Source organism: Peribacillus sp. YIM B13472 (assembly GCF_042788005.1).
GTDB lineage: Bacteria > Bacillota > Bacilli > Bacillales > DSM-1321 > Peribacillus > Peribacillus simplex_E.
In genome coordinates this window covers 39,479-56,621 of record NZ_JBHZPG010000028.1, presented here as the reverse complement: position 1 = coordinate 56,621, position 17,143 = coordinate 39,479, and the positions used below count along the sequence as shown (strand labels likewise).

Genomic DNA, 17,143 nt, shown 5'->3' with positions numbered 1-17,143 from the left:
TTTATATAAATTATCCCTATTCTAATTATACTTCATAAAATCCTTTTCAGTCAACCCCTATTTTTATTTTTTTAAAGGAGGGGTTGGTATGAATATGGAACTTTGCTAGGAGCAGGAATGAGTGGACAGCACAATTGGTTGATCAGATGAACAATTTTTGTCATAGAATTCGTCTTGGTATTGAGCGATAAATGGGAGGGAAAGAAATGAAACCATATGTACTAGAGTTTCGGGAGATCGATAAAACGCAACTTTTGCTCGCCGGAGGAAAAGGGGCGAATTTAGGGGAACTATCAAAGAATCATGGAATACAAGTGCCAGAAGGATTTTGTGTTACGACAGAAGGTTATCAAAAAGCCCTCGAACAAAACGAAGCCTTCTACGCATTGGTGGATCAACTAACACTGCTAAAAGTAGAGGATCGAGATCAAATTGGCGAAATCAGCAGGAAGATTCGGAAAATCATTATGGAAGTGGAAATTCCTTCCGATGTAGTGAAGGCTGTTGCTCACTATCTCTCCCAGTTTGGTGATGAACATGCTTATGCAGTGCGTTCTAGTGCGACTGCTGAAGATTTACCACATGCCTCTTTTGCCGGTCAACAAGACACCTATTTAAATATCATCGGCGTCGATGCCATCTTGCAGCATATCAGCAAATGCTGGGCTTCCCTGTTTACGGATCGCGCGGTAATCTACCGTATGCAAAATGGATTTGACCACAGTCAAGTTTATTTATCCGTTATCGTTCAAAGGATGGTTTTCCCACAGGCTTCAGGGATTTTATTTACCGCTGATCCGATTACTTCTAACCGAAAGCTGCTATCGATCGATGCCAGTTTTGGACTTGGGGAAGCACTGGTCTCTGGCTTGGTCTCTGCCGATTGTTATAAAGTACAGGAAGATGAAATCGTCGAAAAGATGATAGCAACGAAAAAATTGGCTATCTATGGACTAAAAGAAGGCGGAACACAGACCCAGCAGATCGATCCCGATCAGCAAAAGACTCAAACACTTACTGAACAACAAATTTTACAACTAGCACGCATAGGAAAACAGATCGAAGCTTATTTTGGTTGCCCGCAAGATATCGAATGGTGTTTGGTTGATGATGCATTTTATATTGTCCAGAGTCGGCCAATCACTACTTTATACCCGATCCCTGAAGCGAATGATCAAGAAAATCACGTTTACGTATCTGTCGGTCATCAACAAATGATGACCGATCCCATGAAACCACTGGGAATGTCATTATTCCAGTTAACATCTTTTGGACCCAGGTTTAAAGCTGGGGGAAGGTTGTTTGTTGATGTCACACATATGCTGGCTTCACCTGACAGCAGAAAAATGTTATTAGATGCCATGGGACAACACGATCCGCTCATGAAAGACGCACTCATTACCATAATAGAGCGAGGAGATTTCATAAAATCTTTACCAAATGATAAAAAAGAACCGAGTTCCGGTAAAAGCAATAAAAGTGTGTCGTCTGCGGATTCTAGGGCACAAATCGAAAACGACCCGACAATCGTTTCTGATTTGATTAAGAGTAATCAAACATCGATAGAAGAGTTAAAACAAAACATCCAAACGAAATCAGGATCGGATTTATTTGATTTTATTCTGGAAGATATCCAGATATTAAAGAAGATTTTATTTGACCCACAAAGTTCAGCTGTGTTTATGGCTGCTATGGATGCTTCATCATGGATCAATGAAAAAATGAACAAGTGGTTAGGTGAAAAAAACGCAGCAGATACGCTTTCTCAATCTGTATCAAACAATATTACTTCGGAAATGGGTCTGGCGCTATTGGATATCGCAGATGTGATTCGTCCTTATCCAGAAGTAATTGATTATCTACAACATGTAAAAGATGATAACTTTTTGGATGAACTGGTTAAGTTTGATGGTGGACAGGAAATCCAAGACGCTATCCATGATTATCTCCGTAAATACGGAATGCGATGTACCGGAGAAATCGATATTACTAAAACTCGTTGGGGCGAAAAACCAACTACCCTCATCCCTATGATTCTCAGTAATATTAAAAACTTTGAGCCTAATGCCAGCAATCGGAAATTTGAGCAAGGGCGACAGGAAGCTTTGAAAAAAGAACAGGAGTTATTAGATCGATTGAAGCAATTACCGGATGGTGAACAAAAAGCTAAAGAAACAAAACGAATGATCAGCCTAATCCGGAATTTCATCGGGTATAGGGAGTATCCAAAATACGGCATGGTTAATCGCTACTTCGTCTATAAGCAGGCTTTGATGAAAGAAGCCGAACAGCTTGTACAAGCCAAAGTCATTCGTGAAAAAGAAGATATATACTACCTCACTTTTGAAGAACTTCACGGAGTCATACGTACAAATAAATTGGATTACCAGATCATCAGCAAACGAAAAGAAGAGTACAAATTATATGAAAAACTAACTCCGCCACGTGTTATCACGTCTGAAGGTGAAATCATTGTAGGTGAGTACAAACGAGAAAATCTCCCAGCCGAAGCTATTGTAGGTCTACCTGTTTCTTCCGGAGTTATTGAGGGACGTGCGCGTGTCATCTTAAACATGGAAGATGCTGATCTAGAAGAGGGAGATATATTGGTCACCTCCTTTACTGACCCTAGCTGGACACCATTGTTTGTATCCATAAAAGGTCTAGTTACCGAGGTTGGTGGACTGATGACCCATGGAGCAGTTATCGCACGTGAATATGGCTTACCGGCGGTTGTTGGAGTGGGAAATGCCACCAAGATAATAAGAGACGGGCAACGAATTCGCGTGCATGGAACAGAAGGGTATATCGAAATAATATAATTCATTACATTTAAACCATAAAAGAAGAGCATTTGCTTTCATGTAGTAACCAAAGCCCAATTTCCCGCCTGCAACACCGGGAAATTGGGCTTTTTATATTTGGATTTTAATAACGTTGTAAATTCGCAGTTATCGATTCAAGTGATGCTATTTCAGCATGTTCGTATCTATTGGATGGGAACCATTCCGAAAAAATATGTTTCCATGTACTCACGATAGCCTCTGGTGTTGGGCCCTATTAACTCGTTATAATACCCTATTTTCTTAGTATTCTAACTGTAGTATCTTTGTTTGACAGAATACATAGGAACAGTCCCACACAAACAACCCCCGCAAAGGAGGCCTTACAGATGAGTAAAGAATCAATTTTAATCGTGGAAGACGAAGAAAAAATCTTGAGACTGCTTGAATTGGAGCTTGAAATCGAAGGCTACCAAATCGGAAAGGCAATGGACGGAAATGAAGCCCTTGAAGCGTATCGAACAGGAAAATGGGATTTAATCTTATTGGATGTGATGCTTCCAGGCATAAGCGGGATCGAGCTGCTTCGGAAAATCCGTATGAAAAACAATTCCACCCCAGTCATCCTGTTAACTGCAAAAGGCTCGGTTGAAGATAAAGTTTCGGGTCTTGATCTCGGCGCAAATGACTACATCACCAAACCTTTCCAAATTGAGGAATTGCTTGCCCGAATTCGTGCAGTTTTAAGAATGCGGACTGCCGTACCTTCAATGAGAGATGAAGACGATGGATGGCTCAATACCGCTGATTTAAAGGTGAATGTCAAAACACGCGAAGTCATTAGAGGTGAAAGTGAAATTGACCTAACGCCAAAAGAGTATGATTTACTTCTTTATTTACTGAAGAATAAGCGTCAAGTGCTAAACCGGGATCAAATTCTGGAAGCGGTTTGGGGATATGATTTCTATGGAGAAACAAACGTGGTGGATGTGTATATCCGATATGTTCGCAAAAAGCTCGAATATGGCTTTGATACGCCGCTTATCCATACTGTAAGAGGCGTTGGCTACGTCATGAAGGATGCAAAATGAGACTTCGGAAGAAAATAAATTTATATACAGCGGTGTTATTCATTTTCCTGCTCCTTTTAATGAATGTTTCCATTTATTTTGTATTCAGTAATCTGATGATGGTGAATGAACTTAATCGTGCGAAAGCGGAGACAAAGAAAATTGCCTTTGATGTTAGTAAAAATGTTAATGATATTTCACCAAATGATTTACTTCGGGCCTATCTGCCTATAGATGGCATGATCGGTATTGTAAACGAAGGTCAACGAAAAGGAACAGTCGTTACATCCAATTCTGAAAAACAATTAAGCAATCGAGATAGTAGCTTTTATCCGGGTGAGAAGAGCGCGATCATCACTTATCATCAGAAAAAGTATGTATACGTTTCAAACCCGATCGTTTGGGGGGATGGAAGTATAGTTAATCTACAAATCACCAAAAGCATTGCAGCAACCGAAGACATGCTCGCTGTTCTGCGCATCGTATTAATCGCTGTAACGGTCATTGCCATGATACCTGTTCTGATATCAAGCACCATTCTTAGTAACTTCATCGCCCGTCCGATTCGATCGATGATTGATACGATGAAGGAGATTCAAACGAGCGGCCAATTTAAGCGACTTAGCCTAGAGGAAAAATCAAAAGATGAACTTGTGGAAATGGGAAAAACCTTTAATCACATGATCGATTTGCTGCAAGCTAACTTCGAAAAACAGGAGCAATTCGTATCAAATGCTTCACATGAATTAAAAACACCGCTAACTGTCATCGAAAGCTATGCAAGTCTTTTGAAGAGAAAAGGGTTGGAGCGCCCTGATTTGTTTGATGAATCAATAGAGGCCATTCATTCTGAAGCCATAAGAATGAGAGAGATGACAGAGGAAATGCTCCTGCTGGCAAAGCATCAGGAAAAATGGAATATAGAGAAGGAAACCGTCATTCTGAACGACATCATTGCAGAGTTAGCGAAAGTGTATAAAAATGCGTACAATCGAACCGTGGAGATTTATAGTGGCGATGCAATTGAAGCAGTAACGGACGTTCAAAAATTAAAACAGCTTTTGTTCATTTTTTTAGACAATGCAAGAAAGTATAGTGACGAGCATATCTCAGTCTACATAGGACAAACAAGTGATGAAGCATATATCCGCATCGAAGACAGAGGGGATGGAATTCCAAAAGCTGAATTGCCAAAAGTGTTCGATCGTTTTTATCGTGTAGATAAAGCAAGAAGCCGAAAGCAAGGCGGATCAGGATTGGGGCTTTCCATGGCAAAGGAAATTGCTGATGCAATAGATGTACGGATTGAAATGGATAGTCTCGAAGGCAGGGGAACGATCGTCACTCTTTATTTAATTAAGTCTCTTATCTCTTAAATAGTGAATTCTTATCAAGTTCTCATTTTATCAAGATTAATAAAGTTAGAATGACGTTGGATGGGGGATACGATGAAGATTAGAAAAATGCTGATAACAGCAGGATCAACTCTCGTTTTTGGTCTGCTATTATTCGTCGGATTTCAATGGTGGGCTCCATCATTATCCGCGGAAAGCTTGACGAAAGAAGAAGTGAACCAGACGGCAAAGGATAAATATCCAGGAACCATTATAAAGACAACGAAAAGTGAAGGTGAAGAATATCAGATTGAAATGCAGCTTGAAACCGGGGTATATCAAATTAGGATGGATGCGAAAAGCGGTGAAGTTCGTTCTCTAAAAAAGGAATCCATAGTTCATGAAGCTGGAGAAACGACGGAAAACATACCCGAAAAGCAACTGAACCAAAAAGAAATAAAGGCACGTATTTCCTCACAAGGTGATCTGGAACAAATTGATTTTGTGCAGGAGAAAGACAATTCCTTTTATAAAGCAGTGGTAAATAAAAATAACGAAAAAATCACATTAATACTCGACCCATATACTGGAGCTATTATTGACTCGACAATGGTGGCAGATAGTATCATTACAGAAAAGGAAGCAATTGCGATTGCGGAAAAACATGTAAAAGGAACAGGTGACGATACAGAATTTTATCAGCCACCAGATCAGACACCTTATTATTTGATCGAAGTTGAATTAGAGGATGATCGAGACGCGGTCGTCCAAGTTGACGGCTACACAAAAGAAGTAAAAACAATCACATGGGAAGATGATGAAGAGAATGAGAATGATAATGATAATGATAATGATGGCCCTGAAAACTAATGGTAGATATGGGGATATAAATCTAGACGTAAATGGAACAAATCATAAAAAAGGGTGATGCCTATTAATAGGCATCACCCTTTTTGGCTTCGGTGAGTAAGAAAAATGCAAAAGAAAAGAGAAGAAAATGTAATAATTCTCACCAATTTCTAATCCTTCTATCATTTAACTCTAATTTAATATCTCTAACATGAAATAAAGCACCAAATGATAAAACGAGCCAAATAAGTTGGTTGGATGAAAGGCATCTGGATTATTGTACATAGAACATTTCCATCATATTTCAACACGAGAAAGGAGAATAAGTAATGTCAGTTATTTCTAGCATTCTGGATTACAACAAGACGTTTGTCGACCAAAACAATTATAAAGAGTTTCAAACGACAAAGTATCCAGATAAAAAGATCGTCATCATAACGTGCATGGATACCCGTCTGTTGGAATTGCTTCCAAAGGCGATGGGTTTAAGGAATGGAGATGCGAAAATCATTAAAAACGCTGGAGCTATTGTTTCCCATCCTTTTGGCAGCATAATGCGCAGTATCCTTGTCGCTATTTATGAGCTAAAAGTGGAGGAAGTGTGTGTGATCGGACATCACGGATGCGGTATGGTGGGGCTTCAATCCTCTTCACTTCTTGATGCCGCAAAGCAGAAGAAAGTCAGTCAGGAGCATATTGATGTCCTTACAAACTCTGGTATTGATTTATCAAAGTGGCTGTCAGGTTTTCAATGCGTTGAGGAGAGTGTAACGAAAAGTGTCCGTTTGATCGAAAATCATCCATTATTACCGGACTCCATTGCCGTTCACGGTATGGTCATCCATCCCGAAACGGGTAAATTGGATCGAATCATAGATGGATATAGCAACGTTGTCAGCAAGGACGAAATACATATTCAAAAGAAGGAGCGATAAAATGATGGGATCTAGCAGGCTTGAAGGATACAACTTAGGCCATTTTCAGAAAGACCTGGTTGCCGGGGTGGTAGTTGGGATTGTAGCGATTCCTTTAGCGATGGCTTTTGCCATTGCTTCTGGAGTAAGACCGGAATACGGACTGTACACATCCATTATTGCAGGAATCATGGTCTCCCTTTTTGGAGGATCCAAATATCAAATTGCAGGCCCGACTGGAGCCTTTGTCCCGGTCTTGTTCGGGGTGGTCATGCAGTACGGATATGAAAAACTGTTAATCGCCGGTTTCTTGGCAGGTATCATGATTTTTCTTATGGGTGTCTTCAAACTGGGAAGATTCATCAAGTTTATACCCCGTCCAGTTACCATCGGCTTTACTGCTGGAATTGCTGTGATTATCTTCTCTGGGCAGATTGCCAATTTCTTTGGACTCAGTAACTTAAAAAAAGAAGAAGCCTTTCTTTTAAATATGAAAGAAATCTTATTGAACTTCAATACAGTGAATATCTATAGTGTACTGGTTGGTATCATAAGTTTAACTCTCGTCATACTGACTCCAAAATATTTACCGAAAATTCCTGGAGCCTTGCTGGGATTGCTTGTATCGACTCTAGTAGCCAGCTTATTCTTTCCAGGTCAGGTAGCGACAATCGGTTCTGCTTATGGCGCCATTCCTAATGCATTGCCCCATTTTCAGTTTCCCCATATCACTGGCGGCCTAGTGATTGAACTCCTTCCGGCTGCTTTGGTCATTGCCATGCTTGGAGGAATTGAATCACTATTATCAGCTGTAGTGGCAGACGGCATGACCAACAGTAAACATAACAGCAATAAAGAGCTGATGGGGCAAGGATTGACCAATATGATTACGCCTTTATTTGGAGGCATTCCAGCTACAGGTGCCATCGCTCGTACCGCAACGAATATTAAAAACGGTGCAGTTTCCCCTATATCAGGTGTGATTCATGGGCTGGTGGTATTGCTCGTGTTGGTCAGCCTGGCTCCTTATGCTTCGGCCATTCCATTGGCAAGCATGGCCCCCATTCTTATGTTTGTCGCATGGAACATGAGCGAACGAAAGGAATTTTCGCATATCTTAAAAGCAAAAACCATGGACTCGATCGTATTGATCGTTACCTTCGTGTTAACCGTATTGATTGACCTGACAACAGGTGTCGGGATCGGATTACTATTAGCGATTCTATCTTTCGTTAAACTGATGAGCGGTACATTGAAATTATCAAAGGTATTACCAGATCCAGCCGATAAACTAGTTAAACCAGAAATGGTGCAACAAGGTTCAAGCTGTCCGCAGATTAACATATATACGATAGAAGGACCATTATTCTTTGGTTCGATCGAAAGGCTGCAAGAAGAAATCGAAGAAATAATGCGTTCAAAACCAAAAGTCCTCCTATTAAGAATGAGCAATGTGCCATTCATCGATACATCGGGAGAAGCGCTTCTCACCGAAATCGTGAAGCAATTCAAGCTCCAAAACCTACAAGTGTTGATTTCCGGGATTCAACAGGAACCAAAAGAAATGCTTAAAAAAACGGGATTTATTAAACTGGTAGGTGAGGAACAATTCTTTTCCAGTACGGGTGATGCCATTAATAAAGCTTTATCCAAACTGGATGAGAACCGTTGTAAAGGGTGCAAACAGTTTTCATTTGCTGAATGTACCGCACTCTCTCAGCAAGTTCCAAAGCCAGCGTTATTAAAACAAAAAAGAAAACGGGAGATAGGATTAACATGACTCCGTAAATAAGAGAAAGGCATCCGCTTTTGGCAGACGTATTCCTTTGATAATATAGTCTAACTTTATTCTTTAACCAACTATAAAAAGTCGTCTTCTTAACGAATGATTCGCCATGGCTTATATATGAATACGGTAGTAGTCAGGAAGGTTGCAAGTAGAAGTAACTCCAATACAAATAGATTCAAAACGGTCAGCTTCCATGTCCATACTATTCACCAATAAACCAGTGAATAGTAATTGAATCAACAGTTTCCCCCTTGTAGGGAGCCTCTTGCCATAACGAAAAGCCGGATTTCAATACTTGCTGAATCCGGCTTTTCGTTATTTCTCCTATTTTAAGAGTTATTGTGAAAACATCGTGCTGTACATGACCCCTGCCATGTACATTTCATCAGTTTTTATGGTCAAAGTATAAACGATCCTATGGAAAAACGAATTGTCTCCATTCATTATGAGGTTCAATTAATCGAACCGAGGTGTTTGATCTTAATATTATTAAAGACCGCTGTGCCTCCCTCTGAAAAGAGGGATATTCCTTTATCATCAAATTCAGGGAATACTAAATTTGAATGTACAATCCTTCCATCGTCCACAAAGACTTCAATGCTTGTTTTATCAATGAGGATCTTTAAGTGAACATGTTTCTTACTGGCATCATATGGAGCAATACTTTTAATATATTGATTACTGTCGTCAGGGTGTCCGGTAAAAGTTCGATTGACATAAGAGTAGTTTTCTTCTGCAAAAATTCCTACGTCAATGTGGCGTGTTTGATCTGCTGATTCTCGAAGCCTTAAGCCTACATTGTTTATATCTGACCAATTGATATCCGCTTCCAATTGATATACATCACCTTTTACATCAAGTGTTTCGGAACCGTTCACTTCAATTTGTTCATAAGAATCCGTTGAACTCGTCAATTCTTTCAATGCTTCGATAGATTGTGAAGATAAATAATATAGGTTGTCGCCTTCATGTTTTAGCTCGATTTGGCGAACGATGGAATCCATTCCATTGAAATCCTCCTGTAAGGTCGGAGTATTATCGGCATAAGCCCAATTATTCATCCAAGCGAGAGCATACCGTTTGTTATATTTATCGCTTTCAGCTCCATCTTCAAATGTTACTCCACCATACCAATCGAAGCCATAATCTAACCATTGCGGTTCATTGTGATCTGGGAAGAATTCCGTTCCATCAAAGCTTCCAGTCCAATAGGCATATGTGTTTGGTTTACCATTCGATTGCCCATTAGCACTGACACCAAGTACCCATTTTAAAGTCCCGTCATCCGCCCTTAATAAATAAAGATCCGGGCACTCTACAAGACCGATGTTTTTCGTGACAAAACTACTCATATACTGCCAATCTTTTAGGTTGTGAGACTTATAAAAACCTATTTTTGTTCCTTCAGCCATGGCCATTACCCATTTCTGATCACGGTCATCCCAGATGATTTTTGGATCTCTAAAATCCTTCGTTCCTGGATTTGAAATGATAGGATCATCACTGTAGGAGGTAAATGTTTTACCGTTGTCCGTACTATACCATAGAAATTGTTCCTGTTTACCGCCATCCTTAGAGGGCTGTGTCACAATTGCCACAAGAGCACCTTTTCCAAACCCTGCTGTATTTTCCTTGTCCACAACGACTGATCCCGACCATGGATCTCCATTATCATTGGTATATTTCGGAATGGCTATCCCTTGATCAGTCCAATGCACCAAGTCCTCTGAGGTTGAATGACGCCATTCTGTTCCATTTCCATCCGGATAATCCCCATTATAGAGGTAAAAGTAATGGTACTCTCCATCAATATAAATCGGCCTCTGAGGATCGTTTTTCCATTTGTCAGGTACAGTGAAATGGTAGTTAGCTCGATACGATTGCTCTTCATCCTTCACTGGTAAAGTTGATTTGACTAGATAGACTAATAATCCGGTAATAAACAATCCAAATATTAATAGACCCAACAACTTATACTCTTTCTTTTTAAAAACAATTTTGTCCAAGTAAATCACCACGCTTTTATTTTCCCTATTTTATTCCTAAGATAATGTAAAACTCATTTAATCAAAAAAAGAAAATGCCAACTTTACTGACATTTTCTTTTTTAATTAATTTTGTAAAACAGCGGATAAAACATTAAATTATTTGTTATTCGTTAGTTGACCCTGTTCCTGAATACTATTTTCTATCACAGATGTATTTGGCCCTTTAATGTTAAGTGAAAAACTTGGGGCAAAGGTAGATTTATGGTCTTTAAAATAACCTCTATTTGTCATGTAACTTGTGATAACTACTTTATCGCTTTTCGGTTGTGGGATAGCATAGTGAGCGTATGTCCAAGTAATATCATAAGGATCAAGGTCTTGGTGTAAGACAATACCGGTTTTATTTAACGGTTTGTATGGACCAGTTAAAGAATTTGCCACGTAGCCTAACATGTAAATATCTTTATCATCAATTCCATCAATGGTCATTTTTGATCCTCTTGTACTTGTGAATAAATACCATTTTCCGTCTTTTTTAAATATGTTAGGACGTTCAATTTCATCTGTTACTGTATTCGAAACAATCAAGGGTTTCATTACGTTTTTTAATGTATAATCATCGTTTATTTCAATGATGCCAATTGCACCGTTTGCTAATTCAGCTAAATCTTTTTTTGAGCTTTGCAGAAGTTTATCCTTTTCAGCTTGGAAGAAATTATTGCTTTTGCCATAGTAAGCTTTGTTATAAAGGGATTCTTCTCCTTGGTAACCATATTCAGTCCCAGTATTCGCTTCAAAAACAAGGTATTTACGGCCCTTTTCTTCAATATAGTGAGGATCTCTAAATGTATGATTATCACTAAAATTTTCATCACTGAAAGCTTTATCATGTGATTGATAAACCGTGCTGTCTCCGCCTTCATAGATGGATTTGTAATCTTCTACGCCATCCACTTGCAATGTATCAGCATCTGACTCAGATAAGTTTACTTGAGCTGTTGTTAATGTTTGTTTACCGTATTGCTTAGAATCTGGTGAAAACTGTCCGCGATTTGTATAGAATAAGCGAACTTCTCCGTCAGAAGTGAAGGTAGCAGAACCGGACCACTCTTCTGCTTGATTTTTTAAATAGGGATCATTTGGAACATTTTTATCATTATCATCAAATACTCTGCCGGCATTTTTCCAAGCATCAATGGATGTTTCTCCAACTTTTTTGTAGAACAAGTAAATAAACGTGTCACTACCATTTTTAGGGTCTCCAGCCAATCCAAAAACGATATGATAGCCCTTATATTCAGCCACTGAACCATCAGCGTTTTGTAATGGCCAAGTATCCCACACATCCAAATCTATTAAATTACCTGATTGGTCATACTTTTTTGCTGAGGGAATATTTTTTATTGTTGATTCGTCAAACTTGGGAACTGTAAACTTTGCATCGCCTTGTTGATTAATCATTTTTTGCATGTCGTAACGAGTGATTTGTGAGGTGCCATACGTTTCATTGTGATCTAATGGGTCTTTTGCTGCCGCGAAAGTTTGTGAGCGACTGCCTCCTAATAATATAACTGTACTAAGTGTTATTACTGTTGCTTGTTTGGCAAGCCTGTTAAGGTTCATATGCCTTCCTCCTAGAATGTTTATGGGTATATAAAAATAAAGTCTAGTGGAACAGTTACTTTTTAGGAGTAACAGTCCCGCCTGTTTGTTGTACAAATAAAATTATAGGTTAGTCTTGATTCTATGGATATGTCATATATTGATTAGAATTTAGTCTTATATTGATATCGTAGTTTTCGACATACAAAAAAATGCCCCAACAAAGGAGGCAAGAAGTGTACAGAATTATTAAGGTAATATAAAGAGATCAAGTCGATTTAAATGGTTGCATCGGAGAATGTGGTTTATTAAATTATTCGCTTGAAGCCCTTTCCCAAGAATTTTGAAACTCGTGCAGTAATTGACCACGATTAAGCTTTTTTCCTACATATAGTTGCATGGCAGCCCCAAACTCTTCTCTAATTCCGACAGGGAAATTAAACCAGTTAGAGGACAACGTTTTTCCTTCTTTATAATACTGAATTGTTTCATCAGCAAGAGGTCCTAAATTGTCAGCCTCAATGTTTTTAAAAGCAGGAATAAATTTGAAGCGTTCTGTCAAAAACATTTTGCCTTGTTCAGAAGAAACCATCCAATTTAGAAATTTCTTCGCTTCTTTCTTCTTTTCTGGTGTGGTTTGTTTGTTTACAACCCAATAATTCGGTACGCTGATCACCAAGGCTTCCTTCTTAGGGTGATCATTTATTGGTATTGGCATAAATCCGATGTTCATATTCGGTGATTGTTGATCGATCATCGGCTGTATCCAGTTTCCTTGTTGAATAATCGCAGCCTTTTTTGAAGTAAATAGATTCACTTCCATGTTGTAATCTGTTGATAGCGGGTTATTGTTTCCATACTTTAATGTTACATCCAACAAATTGATCAGATCATTGAATTTTTGATTATTATATATTTTTTCCGTTCCATCATTTAGGCCTTTTATAAAAGCGGGTGGATCTACTTGTTCTGTAAAACCGACATTCATTAAATGGTCACCCAATATCCAATCTTCATAATATCCAGTTGCAAAAGGAGTAACCCCTGCTTTTTGCAATTTTTCTGCAACTGCTATTAATTCAGTCAGCGTTTTGGGTAATTCATCGATTCCTTCCTTTTTAAATATATCCTTATTATAGATGAATCCGTACCCTTCCAGATTAACCGGCATCCCATGAATTTTCCCATCGAATTTCATAGGGGTTAACGCATCTTCATATGCATGTTCAACCCAGGGTTGGTCGGAAAGATCCTCTAAATATTTACTCCAATGTTTGGCATTTTCGTATCCTCTGTTTGTGAAAATATCAGGACCATTGCCAGTGGCCATTTTCGCTTTCAAATCAGCCAGGTCATCCATAGCCCCGCCTACCGTTTGAATCTTTATATCTACATTTGGATTTTCTTTTTCATATTCAATCACCATTTGTTCGAACTGCGTAGAAATTTCCACTTTCGGATTCCTTACATTCAAAGTGATTTTTCGCTCTGAAATGTCCGGTTTTTTTGTTCCGCTCTCGGTCTTTGTTTGACATGCACAAAGTGATAGGCTCAATATTCCAATTAAAAATATGTTTAGTATCTCTTTTTTCATCATGTCACCCCTGTAATTTTCTAATTAAGGTGAATTATTTACTTCTGACCTACAGTTGCTTTTCACCGTTTCGGTATTCGAATGGTGTCATGCCAACCACTTTTTTGAATAGTTTTGAAAAGTATTTCTCATCCTGATAGCCGAGCATTAAAGAGATGGTGTAAATACTTTTTTCTGTTTCTCTTAACCAACGTTTTGCTTGGTCAGTTCTTAGTTTAGTGATGTATTTGGACAGGAGCATGCCGGTTTTTTGTTTGAACTTTCTTGAGATATGTTCGCGGCTTAAGAAGAATACATTCGATAGTTTTTCTAAACTCAATTCTTCCATGTAATACTTTTCAACATATGAAACGATGTCCTCTATGCGACGTGCAGCATCCAAGTCATCCAAACGGTGGATGGATCTGAAGTTTTGATCGTTCATTGCTTTTTGTAATTTCTTAAAGGAATTGTGGATCTCGCCTAATGATTTCAAGGGCTCGCCACTAACAAGGCGAACAGGAATATCAAATTGATGACTGATCCACTCTTCAACGGATAACCAATGGTCAGGTATGGTGATCACTAGACAAAGATTATGATCGTTCTGAAGCGCAAATGCATTTCCTATTTTCCGCTCAACAAGCTCGTCAGCAAGTAACTGAATGTAGGGGGCAGGATGGTGCATTTGGTAAAAGGAAATTAATGTAAGTTCGTATCCTTCAGCTTTTGGAACATATGTCTCAATTTCGTTTTTGTCGAAGTGTTCCCCCATGCAAGCTGCAGTAATTACTTGATTACTCCGAAACTTTTTAACATCTTCATATACACCTGTCTCTTTATTAACACGAACTTCCTCTTCATCTGCCCATAATTTAACAGCTTCTTCCAGCGTTTTGTTAAATGCATCGGCTTCAATCGGTTTCAACAAATAATCGAAGCTGCTAAACTGAATGGCTTTACGCATAAATGAATAGTCGTCAAAACCCGAAATTAAAATCACTTTTCCAGGATAAGAAATGGAATCTAGCCACTCGATTAGTTCTATACCGCTCATTCCAGGCATTTTCACGTCTGTAAAGATAATTTCCGGACTTTCCTTCTCGATCATTCCTTTTGCATCATCGCCATTACTTGCTTCTAATAGATGGGTAATACCGTATTTTTCCCACTGCCCCAAATGGCGTATTACGTCACGTACATTGAACTCATCATCGACAATTAAAGCTTTCACAGATTTCATCCCCCTTATGAATGAGTAAAAGTGTCCGCTTTTGAATAGATACGAAGCAATCTATTCATTAGCATGCGAAAATTCTAGTGGAATCACTATTTTAACGGAAAATCCTTGTCCTTGATACGTATCCACTTCCAGGTCTGCTTTTGATCCATAATTTAGAACTAAACGGTCATAAATATTTTTCAGACCGATATGATTATGTGAATATGTGCTTTCATGTGGGGAGGCGTATATATTTTCTCTTAATATTCGAAGCTCCGCCTGAGTCAAACTAGGACCGGAATTTTCAACGATAAGGTGTAAAAATTCTCCTTGTATTTCTCCATAAACAGTTAAATGAGCATGATAGAAACCTTCTTCATAACTGTGTTTAAAGAAGTTTTCAACAAGGGGCTGAAGAATCATACTTGGAATCGTCATATCAAGAATCGTCTCGCTGAATTTAATGGAATAGTTCACATTGTTTCCAAAACGCTCCATTTGAAGGGTTAGGTATGCTTCTATATAATTCACTTCATCTCGAACCAACACCCATTGATTCGCCTTAATGGAGTAGCGCATCATTTTAGATAGTGACGTCAATAATTGGTAAATTCTTGGAGAATTAGATCTTAGGGCAACTGCACCAATAGATTGTAACGAATTAAATAAGAAATGCGGATTAACCTGAGATTTTAATGCTCTGAATTGGTTTTTTCTATTTTCTATTTCGAGTTTATATTCTCTTTCAATGTGTAGATTGATTCGGTTCATCATATCCTTCATATGTTTTTCCAGCTCACCAATTTCGTCTTTTCTTCCATCATCAAAGGGGACATCCATATTTCCGCCTTTTATTGTTCTCACTTTCTTACTAAGGAGTTTAATGGGACGAGTAATTCTGTATGAAATAATACCAATCATTAATAACCCTAACAAGCCGACTATTAGTCCAACAATTATATTTGTATAGGCAGTCTTCCGGACATCATCGAATAATACATGATTAGGAGTAATCTTAACTAATTTCCAATGATTTAGTGTTCCTGATAATGTTTTGGTTAAGATAATATCTTCACCCGGAATCTGCTTTTTAAAATCAGGAGTAACGGATTTTCCTATAAGGGACCGATCATTTGCGTACATGACATTGTTATGTGAATCCATAAGTATTACAGATTCTTCATCCTTTTGAACAAGGCTGTTACATATACGGGCATAGGCATCCAAATCTATATCAATTGTAATTATTCCGAGATATTCGTTTGAAGGCACATCGACTATTTTATGGTGAAAAGTCATCACCATTGTGTCGTCCGACTGGGGAATGATCGCTGTGTCATTGTAATTTTTTATTTGATGTGGCGGCTCAATCATGTAAGTAGAGTTAGAGCTATAAAATTGTTTTAGCGGATTTTGATTTAATAAATCGGGTTGAGATTTCCGAGCACTGACCGTCGCATTATAAACTGTAAACGATTCTTTATCCTTATCAATATAAAAACGTACTTGACGGATTTCCTTTCGCATCAGATAAAAGGTTTCTATGCTTTTTTCCATCGCAATCGGGTTAAAATATATCGAGTCTTCAAAACCATTTTTAAAAACCCGGAATAAATCGGGATTTCGATATAATATATATGGAAGATTAATCATGTCATCAAAGTATTGCTCCAGTTCTTCAGCGTTTTTCTGAAGTTGTTCTTGGCTATTTTCAAGCTCATGTCTCTCAACGCTATTTTTTGTATAGTCGTAAATCAGAAACACTGATAAAAAATACGGTAAGATGATAAAAAGAAGTAACATTAACAATAAGCGACTTTGAATGGTTTTCACAGAAGGTGCCCCTTTCGCTAGTGGCCCATTTTTTATTTCATGCAGAGTTTATATAAACGTTACAAACGAATAATCCTTAGCACCATTTTATATGATGCAGTATTTTTGCTTTATTTAGTCTTAAGAGTTTATGAAGGGATTGCTCTAGATGGATTCACTTAAAATTCAGTGACGGCGACTCACATA

11 protein-coding genes are annotated in these 17,143 nt (G+C 38.4%); 6 read left to right on the top strand and 5 right to left on the bottom strand.

The annotated features are described in order from the left end of the window. The first annotated feature begins 206 nt into the window (after positions 1-206). The 6 genes from ppsA to ACFX4I_RS19170 all read left to right on the top strand — a co-directional run bounded on the left by ppsA (position 207) and on the right by ACFX4I_RS19170 (position 8,730). Positions 207-2,822 carry a phosphoenolpyruvate synthase gene (gene ppsA, locus ACFX4I_RS19195; protein ID WP_377422366.1) on the top strand — a complete coding sequence of 872 codons (2,616 nt, stop codon included), beginning with the start codon at positions 207-209 and terminating at the stop codon, positions 2,820-2,822. A gap of 350 nt (positions 2,823-3,172) precedes the next feature. Continuing rightward, positions 3,173-3,874, top strand: coding sequence for a response regulator transcription factor (locus ACFX4I_RS19190; RefSeq protein ID WP_230300882.1), 702 nt, complete (start codon positions 3,173-3,175; stop codon positions 3,872-3,874). Further along, positions 3,871-5,229 carry a sensor histidine kinase gene (locus ACFX4I_RS19185; RefSeq protein ID WP_377422364.1) on the top strand — a complete coding sequence of 453 codons (1,359 nt, stop codon included), beginning with the start codon at positions 3,871-3,873 and terminating at the stop codon, positions 5,227-5,229. The genes ACFX4I_RS19190 and ACFX4I_RS19185 overlap by 4 nt, the downstream gene beginning before the upstream one ends. A gap of 72 nt (positions 5,230-5,301) precedes the next feature. Beyond that, positions 5,302-6,057, top strand: a complete 756-nt coding sequence (locus ACFX4I_RS19180) for a PepSY domain-containing protein (protein WP_230300880.1) — start codon at positions 5,302-5,304, stop codon at positions 6,055-6,057. A gap of 308 nt (positions 6,058-6,365) precedes the next feature. Further along, the gene (locus ACFX4I_RS19175; protein ID WP_377422362.1) at positions 6,366-6,971 is read left to right on the top strand and encodes a beta-class carbonic anhydrase; all 606 of its coding nucleotides are present in this window, start codon (positions 6,366-6,368) and stop codon (positions 6,969-6,971) included. A gap of 1 nt (position 6,972) precedes the next feature. Further along, on the top strand, positions 6,973-8,730 hold the full coding sequence (locus ACFX4I_RS19170) for a SulP family inorganic anion transporter (protein WP_377422360.1): 1,758 nt from the start codon (positions 6,973-6,975) through the stop codon (positions 8,728-8,730). Between the two features lie 461 nt (positions 8,731-9,191). On the opposite strand, the gene ACFX4I_RS19165 is transcribed toward ACFX4I_RS19170, so the two are convergent. The 5 genes from ACFX4I_RS19165 to ACFX4I_RS19145 all read right to left on the bottom strand — a co-directional run bounded on the left by ACFX4I_RS19165 (position 9,192) and on the right by ACFX4I_RS19145 (position 16,957). Next, positions 9,192-10,706 (bottom strand): glycoside hydrolase family 32 protein, encoded by a 1,515-nt coding sequence (locus ACFX4I_RS19165; protein ID WP_377422358.1) that lies wholly within the window; start codon positions 10,704-10,706, stop codon positions 9,192-9,194. 177 nt (positions 10,707-10,883) lie between these two features. Beyond that, positions 10,884-12,350 (bottom strand): glycoside hydrolase family 68 protein, encoded by a 1,467-nt coding sequence (locus ACFX4I_RS19160; RefSeq protein ID WP_283932127.1) that lies wholly within the window; start codon positions 12,348-12,350, stop codon positions 10,884-10,886. Positions 12,351-12,642: 292 nt separating this feature from the next. Next, a complete protein-coding gene (locus ACFX4I_RS19155) occupies positions 12,643-13,923 on the bottom strand; it encodes an ABC transporter substrate-binding protein (RefSeq protein WP_377422355.1) in 1,281 nt (426 codons plus the stop codon). 49 nt (positions 13,924-13,972) lie between these two features. Further along, complete coding sequence (locus ACFX4I_RS19150; RefSeq protein ID WP_377422353.1) at positions 13,973-15,136, bottom strand: response regulator transcription factor; 1,164 nt, start codon at positions 15,134-15,136, stop codon at positions 13,973-13,975. A 60-nt stretch (positions 15,137-15,196) separates the two neighbouring features. After that, the gene (locus ACFX4I_RS19145) at positions 15,197-16,957 is read right to left on the bottom strand and encodes a sensor histidine kinase (RefSeq protein WP_377422351.1); all 1,761 of its coding nucleotides are present in this window, start codon (positions 16,955-16,957) and stop codon (positions 15,197-15,199) included. Positions 16,958-17,143: the final 186 nt, after the last annotated feature.